The 18,144-nt window shown below is 45.1% G+C and carries 16 protein-coding genes; 4 read left to right on the top strand and 12 right to left on the bottom strand.

What is annotated here, in order from left to right:
• Positions 1–37: 37 nt before the first annotated feature.
• Both NAF17_RS10285 and NAF17_RS10280 read right to left on the bottom strand, forming a co-directional pair.
• Entirely contained in the window at positions 38–190 is a 153-nt protein-coding gene (locus tag NAF17_RS10285) for a DUF72 domain-containing protein (protein WP_252757907.1), read from the bottom strand.
• Between the two features lie 47 nt (positions 191–237).
• Entirely contained in the window at positions 238–672 is a 435-nt protein-coding gene (locus tag NAF17_RS10280; protein WP_252757906.1) for a DUF72 domain-containing protein, read from the bottom strand.
• 85 nt (positions 673–757) lie between these two features.
• Between NAF17_RS10280 and NAF17_RS10275 the strand changes: the two genes are divergently transcribed.
• Together NAF17_RS10275 and NAF17_RS10270 are read left to right on the top strand one after the other, a co-directional pair.
• The gene (locus NAF17_RS10275) at positions 758–1,222 is read left to right on the top strand and encodes a hypothetical protein (RefSeq protein WP_252757905.1); all 465 of its coding nucleotides are present in this window, start codon (positions 758–760) and stop codon (positions 1,220–1,222) included.
• Between the two features lie 89 nt (positions 1,223–1,311).
• Positions 1,312–2,214 carry a sugar phosphate isomerase/epimerase family protein gene (locus NAF17_RS10270; RefSeq protein WP_252757904.1) on the top strand — a complete coding sequence of 301 codons (903 nt, stop codon included), beginning with the start codon at positions 1,312–1,314 and terminating at the stop codon, positions 2,212–2,214.
• An 86-nt stretch (positions 2,215–2,300) separates the two neighbouring features.
• Here the strand turns inward: NAF17_RS10270 and NAF17_RS10265 are convergent, their stop codons facing one another.
• The gene (locus NAF17_RS10265; RefSeq protein WP_252757903.1) at positions 2,301–3,227 is read right to left on the bottom strand and encodes an AraC family transcriptional regulator; all 927 of its coding nucleotides are present in this window, start codon (positions 3,225–3,227) and stop codon (positions 2,301–2,303) included.
• A 155-nt stretch (positions 3,228–3,382) separates the two neighbouring features.
• Between NAF17_RS10265 and NAF17_RS10260 the strand changes: the two genes are divergently transcribed.
• Both NAF17_RS10260 and NAF17_RS10255 read left to right on the top strand, forming a co-directional pair.
• Positions 3,383–4,885, top strand: coding sequence for an aldehyde dehydrogenase family protein (locus NAF17_RS10260; RefSeq protein ID WP_252757902.1), 1,503 nt, complete (start codon positions 3,383–3,385; stop codon positions 4,883–4,885).
• Between the two features lie 121 nt (positions 4,886–5,006).
• Positions 5,007–5,381 (top strand): DUF779 domain-containing protein, encoded by a 375-nt coding sequence (locus NAF17_RS10255; RefSeq protein WP_252757901.1) that lies wholly within the window; start codon positions 5,007–5,009, stop codon positions 5,379–5,381.
• Between the two features lie 257 nt (positions 5,382–5,638).
• Here NAF17_RS10255 and nagB read toward each other — a convergent pair whose 3' ends face one another.
• From nagB to NAF17_RS10210, 9 genes are all read right to left on the bottom strand, one after another.
• Positions 5,639–7,558, bottom strand: a complete 1,920-nt coding sequence (gene nagB, locus NAF17_RS10250; RefSeq protein WP_252757900.1) for a glucosamine-6-phosphate deaminase — start codon at positions 7,556–7,558, stop codon at positions 5,639–5,641.
• A gap of 113 nt (positions 7,559–7,671) precedes the next feature.
• Positions 7,672–9,021, bottom strand: a complete 1,350-nt coding sequence (locus NAF17_RS10245) for a Gfo/Idh/MocA family protein (protein WP_252757899.1) — start codon at positions 9,019–9,021, stop codon at positions 7,672–7,674.
• A gap of 27 nt (positions 9,022–9,048) precedes the next feature.
• Positions 9,049–10,344 (bottom strand): sugar MFS transporter, encoded by a 1,296-nt coding sequence (locus NAF17_RS10240; RefSeq protein WP_252757898.1) that lies wholly within the window; start codon positions 10,342–10,344, stop codon positions 9,049–9,051.
• 23 nt (positions 10,345–10,367) lie between these two features.
• Entirely contained in the window at positions 10,368–11,027 is a 660-nt protein-coding gene (locus tag NAF17_RS10235) for a carbohydrate-binding family 9-like protein (RefSeq protein ID WP_252757897.1), read from the bottom strand.
• On the bottom strand, positions 11,027–12,151 hold the full coding sequence (locus NAF17_RS10230) for a phosphotransferase enzyme family protein (protein WP_252757896.1): 1,125 nt from the start codon (positions 12,149–12,151) through the stop codon (positions 11,027–11,029). Before NAF17_RS10230 ends, NAF17_RS10235 begins: the two co-directional genes overlap by 1 nt.
• A 75-nt stretch (positions 12,152–12,226) precedes the next feature.
• Positions 12,227–13,786 carry a right-handed parallel beta-helix repeat-containing protein gene (locus NAF17_RS10225; protein ID WP_252757895.1) on the bottom strand — a complete coding sequence of 520 codons (1,560 nt, stop codon included), beginning with the start codon at positions 13,784–13,786 and terminating at the stop codon, positions 12,227–12,229.
• 24 nt (positions 13,787–13,810) lie between these two features.
• Positions 13,811–15,415, bottom strand: coding sequence for a glycoside hydrolase family 31 protein (locus NAF17_RS10220; RefSeq protein ID WP_252757894.1), 1,605 nt, complete (start codon positions 15,413–15,415; stop codon positions 13,811–13,813).
• Between the two features lie 16 nt (positions 15,416–15,431).
• Complete coding sequence (locus NAF17_RS10215) at positions 15,432–16,979, bottom strand: DUF4832 domain-containing protein (RefSeq protein ID WP_252757893.1); 1,548 nt, start codon at positions 16,977–16,979, stop codon at positions 15,432–15,434.
• A 23-nt stretch (positions 16,980–17,002) separates the two neighbouring features.
• Complete coding sequence (locus NAF17_RS10210; RefSeq protein ID WP_252757892.1) at positions 17,003–18,127, bottom strand: acyltransferase family protein; 1,125 nt, start codon at positions 18,125–18,127, stop codon at positions 17,003–17,005.
• Positions 18,128–18,144 lie beyond the last annotated feature (17 nt).

Below are 18,144 nucleotides of genomic sequence, written 5' to 3'. Positions count from 1 at the left end.
TGCCCTCGGCAAGCCATTCGTTCATGTATTGGGCATACTATCGTAAAAAAGCGTTGGTAAAACTACCGCGATAACCGCCGTTTGGCCCGTGGAAACGCAGATAAAAAAATTCCGTTGCCATATGTATCATGGGCGTTAACAATTTGGGCATATCCTGGATCACCATTCCGCAGGTATAGTTATATAGCATTTCGTAAATCTCATCCTTACACCAGCTCCTGTTGCGAAACTCGATAGCTATATCCCACCATCACTTAAACGGGTATCTTTAATATTTACCAACAGTTTCTCCAACTGACGGATGTTGCTCACATCATTACTCCCCGGGAACTGGATGAACAGGCTGCCCTTTTTATCGCCCGAGGCTTCTATTACCAGCATAAAGCGGTCTACATCTTCGAATTTAAAAAGCAGTTGTTTGTTGTGGGTAATGTCGCGCCAAAGCTTGTAGGTAAAGCGGAAATTATCGGGCACTTCCGTCGTCCATTTTTTTATGTTAGATGCCTGTGGAAGTTTATAAAACGAGCCATTGATCTCGATGCTGTAAAAAAACGAGCCAGAGTAGGTAAGCCTCGGTTTGTCCTGAAACTTAAGCGGATAAAGCGATTTATTGGAAACGGGCAGCATCAATCCGCTGATATCCAAGTAGAAATTTTGCCTGGCATTTTGCATACAATAGCCTAACACACTTGCATTTACTATTGTTGCGCTTATATTAGCGTTTAATTAACCAAATAAACCTCAAAACATAGCTCACATGAAACTTACCGGACTGTTCCTTTTCTCGGCGCTTGCCCTGGCATCCTGCACGCCAAAACCTGCGGCAACTATTACCGAAGATAAAGCCTCACCAATGATAGGCACCTGGAAGCTTGTGGCTGCCGTTACCGTTACCAAAGGCGATACCGTTAAAGATTACCCAATACCCAACCAGGAGATGATAAAGATCTTGAACGCCACCCATTTTGCTTTTATGCGCCATGATCTAAGCAAGGGTAAAGGCAAAAACGCTATGTATAGTGCAGGCGGCGGCACCTACGATTTTAAAGGCGATAAATATACCGAGCACCTGGCCTACCTGAACGCCCGCGAATGGGAAGGCCGCAGCTTCGATTTTACGGTTAAATTTAAAGGCGACACGTTGATCCAAAAAGGCATCGAAAAAATTGACAGTCTCAACATCAACCACGAGATCATCGAAACTTACGTAAAGCAGAAATAATTACGGCCTTTTAACATAAGCACCCGGTTACTACATATTTTACCGGGGTGCATTTTTGTATCTTTTCATTTATATAACTTAAACCACTTATGACAGACAGAAGAACATTTTTAAAACAAACCGGCCTATTATCTGCCGCTATGGCCATACCGGCTATTTCCTTTGCCGCCCCCAAAGCAAAATTCAAACTGGGCCTGCAACTATACACCATCCGCGAAGCGATGGAAAAAGACCTGCGCGGCACACTAACCAGCGTGGCCGGTTATGGCTACCAAGAAGTGGAGACCTATGGCTTTAACTATGGTAATAACAAATACTACTGGGGGCTGGAGCCTAAACAGGCTAAACAGCTGATGGATGATTGTAATTTAACAACATCTGCCGGGCATTATGACCTGGACAGGTTTTTTGCGAAAGACAAGGCAGATGCTCTTACCAAGTATGTAGACCAGTGTATTGCAGGCGCTTTGGTAATGAAACAGGATTACATTGTGTGGCCATGGCTTGCGCCCGAATACCGCAATATGGACGAATTTAAACGCCTTTCGGCAACATTAAACACCATTGGCGGTCAAATAAAAAAGGGCGGCCTTAAGTTGGCCTACCATAACCACGACTTTGAATTTATTGACCACGAAGGCCAAATTGGCTACAACACCATTTTAAATGAAACAGATCCCGATTTGGTTAAAATGGAAATGGACCTGTACTGGGCCAGCCATTCCTCGCCCGTTGCGCCGCTTGAATGGTTTAAAAAGCAACCCGGCCGTTTTGCCATTTTGCACATAAAGGATATGGATAAAAAAGACCGCGAACTGCACACTACCGTAGGCGATGGTTCTATCGATTTTAAAACCATATTAAAAGACCACCAATTGGCGGGCGTAAAGCATATGTTTGTTGAACAGGGGAATAATTACGTACCCGATGCTATGAGCAATGTTAAGCGCAGCGCGGCTTACGTAAAAAATAACCTTTACCCTTTTATTTAGCCCGCTTACGACCAAAAGCCCTGCACTTTTATTTGTGCCGATGGATAGCCCTGCTGTTTTAGCATTTTGCGCAGCTGGGCTATCCATTATCCTTTCACACTTAACCCCGCCTTATAAAAACTCGGCGTAACGCCTTCAATTTTCTTAAAGGCACGGCTAAAGTAATTGAGGTTGTTAAACCCCGCTTTAAAGCAGGCTTCGGAGATGCTGTTGTATGGGTTGTTCATGAATTGCTTGGCCAGTTGGATGCGCTCTTTGATAATATAATCAACAGGCGATATGCCCAGCTCGTGCCTAAACGCGCGGAAGAAACTCGGCTTGCTCATAAAAGCCATCTGGCTCATGGCATCAATGTTCAACTTATCGGTAAGGTGCAGTTTAATGTATTCCAGCACGTGGGCAAAGCGGCTGCCGGTAGATAATTCGTGCATATTATCCTTTACCTCGTGCAGGTTCTGCATCTGCATAATACGGATCAGCAATTCTTTCAGTGTAAAACTTGCCAGCACATCTTTGGTCAGGTTATCCCCTGTGCTGATGCGGATTAGTTTATTAATCAACTGTGCCAATTCGTAATTATTAAAAAAGTGGAACTGCTTATAGTTGAGCTGCCAGGCGTATTTATCCTCGCGCGGAAAGTTTTCGTTCAGGTAATTAAGCGTATTGTTTATCTCCTGCTGATTGATGGCCAACGCCGTGCATTGTGATGGCTGCTGCGCGGTAGCTTCGGGGAAATCAATGGTCATGGTAATGTTGGGGGGCACGATTACCGTTTCTCCGGGCAGGTAATCAAAGCCGGGTTTATCAAACAGGTGCATCACTTTTTTGCCCCGTAGCATGCTGGTAATCACCAGGTCGCTAAAGGTAAGTGGCACCAATTCGCTGCGCTCATAAGTTTCAAAAATATTCAGTTCGCAATGGTTCATGGTATAAGCCTTCCGGTGTTCCACAAGGGTCCGTAGCTCTTTGTTGTTAGAAAGGCCTAAAGGCGTTACCAGGTTTACATTATTCATGGCTGAATATTTAACACAAATTAGGCATTGTAACTATCAATAACAACAACCTAAATATATTGACATTATTGTGCTACCAATTGATAGCATTGTGCAAATGCCTAAGCCTGCACCCCGCTACCTTAGCCTTACCAATTCTAAATAAAACCTACAAAATGAGTATCAACAAAAAACCTTCCTTTAAGGATAAGTACGACAATTTTATTGGCGGCAAGTTTGTAGCGCCGGTTAAAGGCGAATATTTCGACAACGTTTCACCTATTGATGGCAAGGTATTTACCAAAGCTGCACGCTCTACCAAAGAGGATGTAGAACTTGCCTTAGATGCCGCCCACGCCGCTTTTAAAAGCTGGGGTAAAACATCTGCCGCTACCCGTGCAGGCCTACTAAATAAAATAGCCGATACCATTGAAGCTAATTTAGATTACCTGGCAACCGTTGAAGCGATTGATAACGGCAAAGCCATCCGCGAAACCAAAAACGCCGATCTGCCTTTGGTGGTCGATCATTTCCGCTACTTTGCCGGTGTTATCCGTGCAGAAGAAGGCGGCATTTCCGAACACGATGAGTTTACCGTGAGCATTGTTTTAAGCGAACCACTTGGCGTTGTTGGCCAGATCATCCCATGGAACTTCCCGCTGCTGATGGCTACCTGGAAAATTGCTCCTGCGCTTGCAGCCGGTAATTGCTGTGTGGTAAAACCGGCCGAGCAAACGCCAACATCTATTATGGTGCTGATGGAACTGATAGGTGATATTTTGCCCGCCGGTGTTTTAAACATTGTTACAGGCTTTGGCCCTGAGGCAGGTAAACCGTTGGCATCATCGCCACGCATTGCCAAGGTATCGTTCACAGGTGAAACCACAACAGGCCGCTTGATCATGCAATATGCATCAGAGAACCTGATCCCGGTTACCATGGAGCTGGGCGGTAAATCGCCAAACATATTTTTCGAATCTGTTGCCGATGCCGACGATGCGTTTTTTGACAAGGCCATCGAGGGCGCCGTAATGTTCGCACTTAACCAGGGGGAGGTTTGTACCTGCCCGTCGCGCATACTGATCCAGGAAAGCATTTACGATAAATTTATTGCCCGCGTAATAGAACGTGTAAACGCCATTAAAATGGGCGACCCACTTGACGACAGCACCATGATGGGCGCACAGGCATCAAACGACCAGTACGAAAAAATCCAATCGTACCTTAAGATTGGTCGCGAAGAAGGTGCCGAAGTTTTATGCGGCGGCGAAGTTAAAAAATTAGATGGCGAACTTGGTGGCGGTTACTATATACAGCCTACCTTGTTTAAAGGCCATAACAAAATGCGCATTTTCCAGGAAGAGATTTTTGGCCCGGTGGCTTGTGTTACCACTTTTAAAACGGTTGAAGAAGCAATTGAGATTGCAAACGATACCCTGTATGGTTTAGGTGCCGGCGTGTGGACCCGCGACGCACACGAGGTTTACCAGGTGCCGCGCGCTATACAGGCAGGCCGTGTTTGGGTAAACAATTACCATGCTTACCCGGCACACGCGCCATTTGGTGGTTACAAAAAATCGGGCTTTGGCCGCGAGAACCACAAGATGATGCTGGGCCATTACCGCCAAACTAAAAATATGCTGATTTCTTACAATAAAAACAAGCTGGGTTTCTTTTAAGATTTTTAAACCACAAAGCGCACTAAGTTAGGAAAACAGAGAGCATTAAGAGAAGCTTTGTGACCTTTGTAGTTATTCAACAAGCAAATCCTTCGTGTTCTTTGTGGTTAATTAAATTAGCATGGTAAAAAGAGTATTGGTATCACCCGAAGCATCTGCGCTTATCGCCGAATTAAAAGGCCGCTTTGGCGACCTGATGTTTCACCAGAGCGGCGGTTGCTGCGACGGCTCATCGCCCATGTGTTTTGAAAAGGGCGAATTTAAACTTGGCGGCAGCGATGTAAAGCTTGGCGAAATAGACGGCTGCGAATTTTGGATGAGTAAGGACCAGTTTGAATACTGGCGGCATACCCAGCTTACGGTGACCGTTACCAAAGGCCGGGGCTCCAGTTTTTCTATCGAGATACCCACCGGGTTTAGATTTATGATAGATTCGCGCCTGTTTACCAATGCCGAGTTGCCCGATTTAGAACCGTTATCCTATATAGAAGACTAAGAATTTTTGAGGTTTATGTTTTAAGTAAAGCCTCGGCACGAAAGTACCGGGGTTTTTTATTTGTCTTTGAACCGGGATTTACGGGATTAAAACATATGTCATTCTGAGGAACAGAGTTACGTGGACAACCGACCATAGGGTGCTCATTAATTCCTTTAAGATAAATTAAACACATTAATAATCTCAGAGGACAAGCGGGCATGCTGAGATTGCCACGCTACCGCTCGCAATGACATTGGTTTGTATTAGCATTAAAATTAATCAAATTTCCAGCGCACAAAGGCTTCAATGGCTTCATACTCGGCAAGGCCAAGCTCGTTATAAAGGCGGGCGGTTTCCTGTGTGCGGTCTTCTGCCCTAACCCAAAATTCGCGGGCATCATCACCGGGAAACACCGGGATATCTTTTTGTGACTGGTGTTTAAATATGGCCAAACGTTTACGCTCCACTTCCTGCGGAGATAGCGGTACAGCCATTTCAATCTCATGGATCTCAAACTCGTGCCATGCCCCACGGTACAGCCAAATCCAGCAATCTTTTGTCCAGTCCTCAATTTTTCGCAGGCGGCTAAATGCCTCCAGCATAATCTCGAAACAGATCTTGTGTGTACCATGCGGATCTGCAAAATCACCTGCGGCGAAAATCTGGTGAGGTTTTACATCCTGCAATAGCTGCATGGTTTGTTGGATGTCGTCCTCAAAAGATATGTTTTTCCCTATTTTACTTCGGTCGTAAAACGGCAGGTCCATAAAGTGAATGCGCTGGTTTTGCAACCCGGCAAGCCTTGCCCCTGCAATAGCCTCGCCCTTACGGATCAATCCTTTAACGGTGCGGATGGCTTCGGTATCGTTTTGGTTTGGAGTTTTGGTTTTCAGAAAGGCGGTCATACTTTTATAAAGCCCTTCCAGATAAGCGGCGTCCTGCGATTGCGATTTGGCAAAGTCCATCGCAAACTCTACATAGCGCAACATTTCATCATCCCAAACGGCGGTATTGCCCGATGTTTGGTAAGCCACATGCACCTCGTGGCCCTGATCGGCCAGGCGAATGAAAGTACCACCCATCGAGATCACATCATCATCCGGGTGCGGCGAAAATACGATAGAACGTTTCACCTTTGGGTTGGCACGCTCGGGGCGCTGGCTGTCATCGGCATTAAACTTACCACCCGGCCAGCCGGTAATGGTGTGCTGGATATTGTTAAATATGCTGATGTTGATATTATAAACCGGTCCAAACTGAGTTGCCAGCTGCGCCATGCCGTTGTTGTTATAGTCGCTTTCAGTAAGTTTCAGGATAGGCTTGCACAACGTTTTAGCCAACCATATTACGGCCTTTTTAATGAACATACTGTCCCAAACACAATCCTTAACCAGCCATGGAGTATCAAAACGGGTAAGGAGTACCGATGCGTCGCGGTCAATAACAAACTCAACGTGATCTGAATTTTGCAGGTATGTGGCGGGGATATCCGGCGAGATCACACCTTCAATTGCTTTCTTAATAATGGAGGCTTTTTTTCCGTTCCATGCCATCAGTATAATTTCGCGGGCCTTAAATATGGTACCTACACCCATCGTAATGGCTTTTGTCGGTACGTTCTCCTTACCACCAAAATCTTTGGATGCGTCGCGGCGGGTAAGGTCGTTCAATGTAACCAAACGCGTGCCCGAATTTGGGGCAGACCCCGGCTCATTAAACCCGATGTGGCCCGTACGGCCAATACCTAATAGCTGCACATCAATGCCGCCGTAGGTATTTATCTTTTGCTCGTAAGCCATGCAAAAAGCTGCTATATCCTGTTCGGCAAGTGTACCATCGGGGATATTAACGTTGGCCATATCAATGTCGACATGGTCGAACAACTGCTCTTTCATGAACCTTACATAGCTCTGCGCAGAGTTTGGTTGGATGGGGTAATACTCATCCAGGTTAAAAGTTACCACGTTTTTAAAGCTCAGGCCTTCTTCCTTATGTAACCTAATCAGTTCCTGATAAACTTTAATAGGCGATATACCTGTTGCCAAACCTAAAACTGCGGTTTTACCTTCGGTTTGCTTTTGTTTGATAATGGTGGCAATACGCTTGGCAACATCAAGGCTGGCCTCACTGTCGGTTTCGTAGATTTTTACGGGTACTTTCTCGTACCGGGTTTCTTCTAATAAATTGAGTAACATGTTGGGGGTATATTTTATTTTAATTTGGGCATAACAATTCCACAACCGTGCCGAGGCCTGCTTTTCAGCAGGCCCGCCGGTTTATGATATTTATGTTTGTTAGGGTCTTGTTTTTAGAAGCCGCTATCGTCAAGCGCGAAGGTATTCTTGCGCTCTTTCCACTTGCCCTTTGTAAAGTCGGGGAATTTTTGCGGGGCGTTACCGTCTTTAAGCGATTTTTCTGATAGTGGGGTAATTACACTCATGGTTAACGAATCGTAAACGTCTATCGGGGTTTGTTTCTTTTGTTTTACAGCTTCAATAAAACCGTTAAAAACAAACCAATCCATACCGCCGTGGCCTGCGCCTTCGGCAAACTTTTCAAATTTCTTCCAAAGCGGGTGGTCGTATTTCTCGAACCATTCGCTGGCTTTATCCCACTGATCGTAGTTTTTTGATTTCCCCTCTATGTAAACCGATTCGGCAACATCCATCCAGATTCCTTCGGTACCCTGTACCCTAAAACCTAAGGAGTATGGGCGGGGCAAGTGTGTATCGTGGCTTAATACCACAGTTTCGCCATTGGCACAATTGATCATGGTGGTGGTTACATCACCATTTTTGAATTTCACTTTCGAGTTTTTATTACCCGGGGATACTTTATCGATATAGTTGTGCAACCCTATCGATTTTGACGAGAACGATACTAAGTTGGTAAAGCTGTTACCGCGGTTAATATCTATATAATTCATCACCGGGCCTGCGCCGTGGGTTGGGTAAATATCGCCATCGCGGTCAACATTCCATTGGGTACGCCATTGGGCTTCACCAACTGTTGCAGGGCCAAACTCGGCACCTTTGCCGCTAAAGCTTTTACCATCGTTAAATAATACGCCACGTAAGTCGTGCTGGTAACCACCCTCCAGGTGTACCAATTCGCCAAATATATTCTGGCGTGCCATGTTCAGAGCCGCCATAACATCGCGGCGATAACAAACGTTCTCCAAAGTCATGTATGGCACTTTGGTTTCGTCGTAAACTTTTAAAATATCCCAGTGGTCTTGCTCGGTAATACCGGCAATAACCTCGCAGCCAACGTATTTACCGGCGCGCATAGCAGCAATAGATTGCTCTTTGTGAAACTGCCACGGGGTGGCAATTATAACACCGTCAATATCTTTACGGTCAAGCAGTTTTTTGTAAGCATCCAAACCGCCTGTGTATTCTGCAGGCAGTTTCTTTTTAGCTTTTACAAATTGAGCGCGACAGTATTTAAGGGAACTTTCCTGTATGTCGCAAATGGCTACTATCTCCACATCATCGCGAAGCAAACCCTCACCTATATGGTTACGGCCACGTAAGCCCACACCTATATAACCCAACCTTACCTTATCTGCATTTTTTGCAAATAATAACCCTGAAGGCAAAATTGTTAAACCGGCCATTCCTACGGCACTATTTGTAACAAATTGTCTGCGATCCATAATTTTAAAATTTTATTTGTTGATAATTTATAATTGTACTTGCTGAATTTTGGTCTTCCCAAATTTATGCCCGCTAATGGCATAATAAAGTATGAAAAGATAAGCCGGGATCAAAACGATGTAACCAAGGCTTGGGTTTAAGGCCTGCGCCAATGCACCATAAGCCAACGGCACAATTGCACCGCCTGCTATGCCCATAATTAATAATGATGACCCTATTTTGGTAAACCTGCCAAGCCCCGATAATGCCATTGGCCAGATAGCCGGCCATACCAGCGAATTTGCCAGCCCCAATAAAGCAATAGCTGCTACTGATATATATCCTGTTGTTAGTATCGCTACCGCAGATAATATTATGCCTAAACCTGCAGACAGCTTCATAGCTTTTTCCTGACTCAGGTATTTGGGGATACAAAGGATGCCTACACCATAACCTACCAGCATAAATACAAGTGTGCCCGTGGTGAAAAACTTGGCCGTACCCAGCGCTATGCCTTGCGTGCTGCCATAGTTAATAATGGTATCGCCGGCAATAACCTCTACTCCTACATAAAAAAACAAAGTTAGCACGCCCAATAGCAAATGCGGAAATTGTGTAATGCTTGTTTTACCGCTATTGTTAATAGCCGTTGTTTCATCTTCCTGGTCGGTATCTATCTCGGGCAGGCTCGAGTAATAGATGATAACGGCCAGTATCAGCAACACAATAACGATGATGATGTATGGGAGGATAACCCGTGATGCCAGCTCATTCAGCTCGGCAATTTTTACGTCGGCAGCCATGGTGGCTAAACGTTCTTTAAAGCCGTCGGCATTTTTCAGGGTAATAGCACCAAGTACTATCGGGGCTAAAGCACCTGCAATTTTATTGCTGATACCCATAATACTAATCCGTTTGGCGGCGCTCTCGGGCGGGCCTAAAATGGTGATGTATGGGTTTGACGCGGTTTGCAATAAAGCTAAACCCGAACCTTGGATAAATAATCCAAGCAGGAAAAGCCCGTAGTAGCGCGTTAACGCTGCAGGGATAAATATTAGCGCGCCCATGGCAATTACCGCAAGCCCAACTGACATACCCTTCTTAAAACCTGTAACCTTCAGGATCCAGGCCGATGGGATAGCCAGTACAAAATAGGAAATGTAAAACGCGGTGGTTACCAAATATGCTTCAACAGTTGTTAGCTCACAGGCCAGTTTTAAATAGGGTATCAAAACCGAGTTTAACCAGGTAATAAAACCGAAGATGAAGAATAGCATCCCAATGATAAAAATGGGGTTGAGGGTTGCTTTTTTGTTACTGATCACCGCTGTTGTCTCTGACATATATTGGGATTTAAAGTTTTAAACTATGAAGCCTGCCGGCTAAAAGTAATCTCTTTAAAAAAGCTGCTGAGGTGAAATTCGGGCTGTTGGGCCTCTATCCTGTTCCAGCATAAAAAGTGCGGTTCGGGCAGGCCGTCGCCGCATTTAAAGAGGTTAATCTTAGCCTTGCTTTGCTCTAACGACAACGCCGGGTGAAACTTAAATATCGTTTTTGGGATGCATAACGTAAGTTCCCATTGTATATCTCCAACCACGTTGCTTTTAACAAACGTTTGGTGCCTGATGGTTTTCAGCAGGTTTACCGGTATAAACGTACGCCCGGTTTTGTACTGCCCGTACTGCGCCCTGCTGGTGCCTATGCAATTAAACTCCAGGTTATAATAGCTGGCATCATCATCAAAAGCGATAAAAAATTCTACACAACTATCCTCAAACACCGGATCGTTAAAATTACTGTACTCGGCCTTTAAGCTATTCTCGTGCACATAGTATTTAAGATAGATGTCATCGTTACCATAAGCAAGTGCAAATGAAACCTGTGGCTGCTTTGCCCCTGCCGACCATGGCGCGTGTTGGATAGGCCTGCGTTCGTGAGCATCCAAAACATTAGATATGTCTTCGACCGAACGCTGGTCATCTAAGCCATTAAGGTAGGGAATTTTTACCAATATAGCTGCATCCATTAGTATTGAGCGGTTTTATAGCTATCCATTTCGTTCAATATGGTTTGGTGCATCAGCGCTGCGCTGGCATCCAGCATTTTTACCAGCTGGAACTGTGCACTTGCCCTTTGCAGGTTGTGGCCCTCAAACTTTATCTTGAAATAGGTATCGCCGTTGATATGATCGGTTAAGAAACGTACTGCCTGCATGTAGGGCAGCAACAGCGCGCCCTTGATCAGCGAGTTAACCTCGGCATCTGTCAAAAACTTCGAAGCTTCTTTCAGGTAGCCTTTTACGTAGGCATCAAACAGCGGCATATTCAGTTGAATTTTGCTCAGATCGGCCTCATCCTCGGTTGTGGTATTGATGATAGTGCGGATAGCGTCGCCAAAGTCATAAGCTACATAACCATCCATTACCGTTTCCAGGTCTATTACACATTGTGCTTCGTCGTTACTATCCAGCAGCACGTTGTTAAACTTGGTATCGTTATGGATAACACGTTTTGGCAAAGTGGCAACCTGCTTTGGCTGCTGAAAGTATTGCATCTCTTCGGCATATTTTTTCACAATCTGCAGCTCGGCTTCAACAGAAGCCACACGCCCATGTGCATCCTTTGCAATTGCTTCATCTAAATGCTGCAAACGCTTTTGGATGTTATGAAAATCGGGGATCACCTCAAACATCTCGCCTGCGGGTATATCCGATAACATATGCTGAAACTTGCCAAATGCCTTGCCACCCTCGTACGCCTGCTTTTGGGTTTCTACCACATCGTAGCTTTTGGTATCGTTTAAAAAGTAGAACATGCGCCAGTAATCGCCGGCGCTGTCCTGGTAAAAAAAGCGGTTGCCGTCTGTAGGTATCAAAGTCATCACTTCCTTTAACGGGTCGCCGTAACCCATCCCCTTAATTTTACTTTTAAGGTGCTCGGTTACCTTGCGCATGTTATCTGTAAGCTTCTCTACATTGGTAAATATCTTATGATTTATACGCTGCAACAGGTAGTCGGCGCCACCGGCAGTTACATTCGTTAATTTGAACGTATCGTTTATATGACCCGACCCATAAGCTTTTTGCGAACCCACATCAGCCGCACATTTAAAGTGCGATACAACCTCAGCTATGTTTTTAGAACTTTGCACTATACTTTAGAATTATAAGTGTTATATATTACCCACACCATGTGTGGATCATTTATTAAATTTAGAGATAAGCCGTTAATAAACAGACTCATCCGCCCCAATATCTACCCGTGAATTTACTATCCTTGCTGCTTTGTCAATATCCAGTTCGCCTGTTTGCAAGGTGTAGCTGGGCAAGCCGGCATTAACACAAGCCGAGGTATTGGTTAAATGCAGGTTTGGACTTGGCAGCGAATTAGATACAAATCCCGGGTTACCATAGGTTGAGTTCGTATCCAAGCCTGTTGCAGTTTTATAAGCCGCCAGTGTAGAATAACTTGTACCATTATTACCGCCCCAATCGAATGTAATGTTTGTTGCCACACCTGATAAGGTATAGTATTTATTGTAATCGAAACTTAGCGCTGTAGAAGTATAACCCAGCAATACAATGGTTACGATGTTGCTGCGCGACTGGATAATGTTGTCAATGAACTTAACGTTATTGGTGTTCTGTAAAGATATTTCGCCACCATAACCACCTTTTGAATAGTTTTTAAACACGGTATTATTGCTGATGGTTGAATTGATCACCTTACTGTTTGGCTGGTTAGAGCCTATAAGCAACCCTGCTTCAATACTGTTATAAATAACGTTGCTGCGGATGTTTATACCTTCGGTAGTGAAGTTGTTATTTTCGCAACCGGCACTAATACCGGCGTAATTGCCGTAAACGGTGTTACCTTCAATATTGATCCATTTACCGCCATCAACATAAATACCTGCCGAAGTGGCTATTGGCGAGATACAGTTATAAACCGTATTGTTTTTAACATTACCGTTGCGGGCATAGTTAACCGCGGCAGGCGCACCTGTCCACGAGTAATTGCCGGACATATCCATACCGATGTTTTTAATATCATGAACGGTGTTCATTTCTATCAGGAAGTTCTCTATGTTACCGGTTAAGGTTAAACCTTCGCTGTAGCCGGTGTTGCAATTGAAAATTTCGTTGCTGCCGATATAAATTTGAGAGTATGAAGTTGATGTAGAGCCCACGATGATGAACGGACTTGCATTATCGGTACTGGTTGGTGTAGCGCTGCCGTTGGTAGTCCAGCCAATGTTAGAGATCTTACAGTAGGTAACCTGTATATCGGTACCGTTGCCTACAATATAAATACCTTTTGCATTTGCCCTGGTATTATTGGTGATATTAATATGGTCGATACGGATGTAGCTCCTGCTTGGAATAGCCAGCATCTCGTTTTGCGCGTTGTTGGTAGCGTTAACGCCATCCAGGATTACCACGCTGCCGTTGTAATTTGTTAAGGTAATAGGTGCCGCGGCCGATGCGCCCGAAGTTGGCCAGTAAAGCCTTTCTTTATAAGTACCCGCCAATACATAAATGTTAGCCCCAACGCCGTTTGTTGTTTTGTATAAGGCCGCCTGGATGGTTTTTAAAGCGGTAGCGGTAGAAGTACCGGCGTTTGCATCATTCCCCGATGTAGAGTCTACATAATAATTGGCTAAAGCCGAGATTTTACGCACCGTTTCTATCTTCCCGGTAGATGGGTCGATAGCTTTAATTTCGTTGTTCTTAGAACACGCGGACAACATGAACGCAAATAGTCCGATTAAAAATAAGTTTCTCATAGTGATATGTTTTAAAGTTTGTTTCTATTTAATTAACTCAAACACCGGCAGCCTGTCGGCCGCTACATCCATCTCTATCTTCGCGGGGCCTTTAACGGTTTTGCCCAAATCACTTTTCCATTTTCCTTTTGGCAGGTATATTGTTTTTGTATTGCCGTTGGCTACCATGGGCGCCACCAGGTATTTATTCCCCAGCATAAACTGGCCGCTTACTTCAGCCAGGCCCTGGTTAGGGAACTCGTACTCCATACTGCGGGTAATAGGCTCGCCGGTTTTGGCGGCTTGCTTCACCAGTTGCATAATGTATGGCGTGTATTTAGCCCTAACATCCACAGCCTTTTTTACCGCTGCAAGGTTTTGTTTTGATAACACCCTCCATGGCGCTACCGAAAACTGCATCATTGGCATTAATGCCGAGCATTGCGCCGAACGTACTACCAGTTGCTCATCAAGTTTATCCCTGCCAATGAATGAGCCATATTCGCCGCCCCCAATCATATCGGGGCAGGTGAATTGGTAGCCTAACAGGCCCGCAGTGGTTAGATTCGGGATCAGTTTTTGCAGATCTTCCCAGTTGTGTTTTTTATCGCGCAGGCGTTGTACTAATGGCTCGCCACCCATTTTCCACATGGCGCGGTATTCGTTTAGCGGGTAGTACAGGCCTAATTCGCCCCATAACCTGCTATGCTCATTTGGTGTTGCCGGTTTAAATGATACCGCGTTTGCCGGATAGAAATCAGCGTCTCCGGCATCAAACTTAAAACCATCCAGGTGGTAAGTATCCACCATATGATCTAAGCGGCCCTTAAACCATTTTATAGCATCGGGGTTGGTAAAATCAAGCACGGCACTGTAACCGTTCCACCATGTGATTATGGCAGGCTCACCGGCATCTTTTTCCGGGTTACCGGTTTTTACTTTATTAGCCATCAGCAACAGCTTTTTAGCAAGCAATTCCCTCGCAACTTCGGTATCGGGCGATACAAAGGGGCTTACCCAAAGCATCACTTTAAAACCCATGCTGTGTAGGGTATCAATCATAGCCGGGGCGTTGATAAACCTGTCCGACCGGAAATCAAACCTGCCGTAGTAATCGGCCCAGTTGTCATCTATCATGATCACACCCGGAGGGAAACCATTGTCGATTATCGAGTGCGCGTATTTTAAAATATCCTTTTGATTTTGGTTGTAAACCAGTTCTATCCAGGTATTGTACTGCGGCTTGCTGAACAACAAGGTATCCGGCAGTTTACCTTTAGCGGGGAAGAAACGTTTTGACGCGTTGCTAAATGCCTCGCGTAAATTCTTACCTGCCGAATCGATAGTTACCGCAACTTTTGTATTGCTGATAACCAATTTATTGTTCGTTACCGTAAACTTAAAAGGCTCCTCGCTCCAAATGAACCGGCCTTTGGTAGATAGCAATAGCGGCGCCGCCTGGTTGCCTTTGGTATCGGCATACATATCGTAGCTGTAACCATCTTTAAAAGGTGCCAGGTGCGCCTCGTTAGAAGCGCCGCCGAACCATTTTTCTCCATCTTTAATAGTTATGCTTGTTTGCGCGTACAGCCCGGCACCTGTAATGCATAGCATCACGGCAAACAAACATATTTTAAAGGCCTTTATCATTTAGCAGGGGGTATATTTAGTTAACTTTTATAGTGTGGTTTAACTTGTTGTAACCTGTTGCAGCATCCCATGTGCCGTTGTTGGCTAAGCGGATGCTAAACTCTGGCTTGGTAGCGATGCTTGCATAAGCATCCGGCAGGTTCAACAACATTTCGTAATCGCCGGCAGGGAAATCTGAAGGGATCTTAACCGTTTCTGTGATCTTGTTAACACCACTGTACCACCTCCTAACATCAGTAGCCAGGTCGAATGATTTTACTTCGTTGGTTTTGGTGTTGCGCAGTAACAGTTTTACCGTACGTTTATTGTATGGCGATGCATAGCCCGCGTTTTTGACGTTCAACACCATATTAAGATCGGTACCTTTAACAACGTTATCGGGCAATACGGCGCTTTGCAATACAAGACGGTAACCCAGGTTGCGTTTAATGTTATCCATACAACCGCCATCCTGCCAGTCGTTATTAACATCGGTATTGTAATGTGCATTGATGAAACTGTAGTGCAATGCTGCAAACTCCGCCTGGATCTTACCTGCAGGTTCGCAGTCATTAGTTGGGCTGTAACCATCAGAACAGGTTTCACCACCTACAACTACAAATTTGCTATCGGCTTTAAAGTAGTCTTTCAGCGTATTTAAAGCTGCGCCACCAGATTCGCGGGGGCTCGAGCTATTACCATAATCGGTATAGGTACCAAAGTCATCTGCGCTGGCCATAAAGCAATCGTTATGGTAACCTAAGCGCGCAATATCAGTTGCGGTAAAGGCACTGCTTTCTGTCAATGGTGCAGAGGTTAACGGCGCATTAACACCGTAGATATAACGTTGCTTTAATTGCGGGTAACGCAGCTGGATCATCCTGTCGGCAGGTACTGCGTCAAGCATGGCTTTGATCACTTCTATCCTATCTTTCCAGTTTTGGTCAAGCAATTTGCCTTGTGCCGCGTTTGGTGAAGCATCACCGAAGAAGTCGCTGTAGTACTGCTCGCCCCATGTACCTATAAAGCCTAATTGCACACAGGCAATAACATCGGCATTATCATGCAATACTGGTTTTAACTGCGCGATGTGGTTTAAGATGATCGCCTTTGGAGCATCGCCGTATAGCGGGCAAATAAAACCCTCAGGGCAGTTACCCGGCTTTGCTGTCGCGGTGTAAACAAAGCGGGGTATCAGTTTAACACCTGCGCTACGTGCGGCCTCAAAATCCTTTTTAATATTGGTGATGAAATTGGCAGTAATGGCGGTATTAACCACATCATCTAAAATATAATACCTGAACACCAGCGTGCTTGATACCTGGTAGTTAGCCGACTGGATAGACTGCGGCGAACGGTAGCTTTTTAACTCATCGGCAGTTAATACCGTGTAGTTGCTGGAGTGTACCTCAGAGTAGCGGTAAAAACCACGCTCGGGGTTAGGGAAATCTTCGGCGCTTTCGGTATAGGTAACGTTTACCTTTTCAATTTGCACGAGGTTGGCGTCTTTATCTTTACACGATGACGAAAGCAGTACTGCTGCTAAACACGTGCCCAGGGCATAGCCTGTAAATTTTTTGATCATGATATCTTAGTTTAAGAGTAGTTTTATAGTTTAAAAAAGATCTTTTGTTTATAAAGCCAGTAGCATAAGCCCCATTCTAAAACCAACGCGGCCATGGCTGATGTTACTGCCGCGATACTTAGCGGCACGTTCAAAAACAGGTGCAGCATATTGCCTGTAAAAACAGCTACCTTGGCATTTACCCATTGTACGCCCACGGTTTCGAAGAACAGGTAAATGAATATGGCATTCATGCCCACCACGGTAAAGATCCAGGCGTATCTGGTATTACGTTTAACATCAACCAGCCAGTAAATCGCGGCCAGTATCAGCAAAACCCACCCTACCGATGCAAAAGCGAACGAACTTGTGCTGATGCGTTTGATGATAGGTGTAACGCCACTCCAATCCAACCCAAAGCCTGTAGCCAGCGCTATTAATCCTGCAATTACCAATGCCTTTATTTTGTAGGTGATGGTTTTGTTGGAGATAAGCAACTTGCCTGCCAGTGCGCCCCAAATGGTATGCGCCGCCGTTGGGATGCAATTAATGGTTACCCATCCGTCGCTGTTTATTTTGCCCATGAGCAGGGTATCCACATATGTCCCAAAGTTTTTGCCTTCCACAAACGGCTGGTCAAAACCTGGTATCAGTATGGTGCGGTATAAAACCTCTGTTAGGATAAGCAGGCCGATGGTGAACACAAACTGCCAGGTGTACGGCCTGTCAATTATCAAATAAGCTACGATGGTAGTGAATGATAATTGGGTAAGCACGTTCCAAAGTTCCCAAACGGGTTTGCCTGCATAAAAACAATGCAGGGCAACACCGCATATAAAAAGCTTTAGGCTGCGTACAAGCACATGTTTTAAGTTGTGCCCCCAGCTTTCGCCTTTTGCCAGTTTACGGCTGTAAGAAATATACATCGCAGCGCCCGCCATAAACATAAACGCAGGCTGCACTAAATCCCAAAAACGCAGCCCGTGCCACGGATGGTGAAAGAACTGGATGATTAACCCGCCCATGGGCTGCGCCGGATCAATGTGCTTTATTGCTTCGTAAAGCATGCAGCTTTCGCCGCAAAGCAGTAACATGATCATACCGCGCATCACATCTAAGGATACTAAGCGCCCGTTAGCCAATTGATCAGCATTCAAATTATTCACCATAAAAGCGCTTTGATATA

Source organism: Mucilaginibacter aurantiaciroseus, from assembly GCF_024055595.1.
In the GTDB taxonomy this organism is placed as follows: Bacteria; Bacteroidota; Bacteroidia; order Sphingobacteriales; family Sphingobacteriaceae; genus Mucilaginibacter; species Mucilaginibacter aurantiaciroseus.
This window is presented reverse-complemented; position numbering and strand designations above follow the sequence as displayed.

What these genes read in the sequence shown, in the direction of transcription:
- NAF17_RS10285 (WP_252757907.1), bottom strand. Translation starts at nt 190, where the DNA reads ATGCTATATAACTATACCTGCGGAATGGTGATCCAGGATATGCCCAAA.
- NAF17_RS10280 (WP_252757906.1), bottom strand. Translation starts at nt 672, where the DNA reads ATGCAAAATGCCAGGCAAAATTTCTACTTGGATATCAGCGGATTGATG.
- NAF17_RS10275 (WP_252757905.1), top strand. Translation starts at nt 758, where the DNA reads ATGAAACTTACCGGACTGTTCCTTTTCTCGGCGCTTGCCCTGGCATCC.
- NAF17_RS10270 (WP_252757904.1), top strand. Translation starts at nt 1,312, where the DNA reads ATGACAGACAGAAGAACATTTTTAAAACAAACCGGCCTATTATCTGCC.
- NAF17_RS10265 (WP_252757903.1), bottom strand. Translation starts at nt 3,227, where the DNA reads ATGAATAATGTAAACCTGGTAACGCCTTTAGGCCTTTCTAACAACAAA.
- NAF17_RS10260 (WP_252757902.1), top strand. Translation starts at nt 3,383, where the DNA reads ATGAGTATCAACAAAAAACCTTCCTTTAAGGATAAGTACGACAATTTT.
- NAF17_RS10255 (WP_252757901.1), top strand. Translation starts at nt 5,007, where the DNA reads ATGGTAAAAAGAGTATTGGTATCACCCGAAGCATCTGCGCTTATCGCC.
- nagB (WP_252757900.1), bottom strand. Translation starts at nt 7,558, where the DNA reads ATGTTACTCAATTTATTAGAAGAAACCCGGTACGAGAAAGTACCCGTA.
- NAF17_RS10245 (WP_252757899.1), bottom strand. Translation starts at nt 9,021, where the DNA reads ATGGATCGCAGACAATTTGTTACAAATAGTGCCGTAGGAATGGCCGGT.
- NAF17_RS10240 (WP_252757898.1), bottom strand. Translation starts at nt 10,344, where the DNA reads ATGTCAGAGACAACAGCGGTGATCAGTAACAAAAAAGCAACCCTCAAC.
- NAF17_RS10235 (WP_252757897.1), bottom strand. Translation starts at nt 11,027, where the DNA reads ATGGATGCAGCTATATTGGTAAAAATTCCCTACCTTAATGGCTTAGAT.
- NAF17_RS10225 (WP_252757895.1), bottom strand. Translation starts at nt 13,786, where the DNA reads ATGAGAAACTTATTTTTAATCGGACTATTTGCGTTCATGTTGTCCGCG.
- NAF17_RS10220 (WP_252757894.1), bottom strand. Translation starts at nt 15,415, where the DNA reads ATGATAAAGGCCTTTAAAATATGTTTGTTTGCCGTGATGCTATGCATT.
- NAF17_RS10215 (WP_252757893.1), bottom strand. Translation starts at nt 16,979, where the DNA reads ATGATCAAAAAATTTACAGGCTATGCCCTGGGCACGTGTTTAGCAGCA.
- NAF17_RS10210 (WP_252757892.1), bottom strand. Translation starts at nt 18,127, where the DNA reads ATGGTGAATAATTTGAATGCTGATCAATTGGCTAACGGGCGCTTAGTA.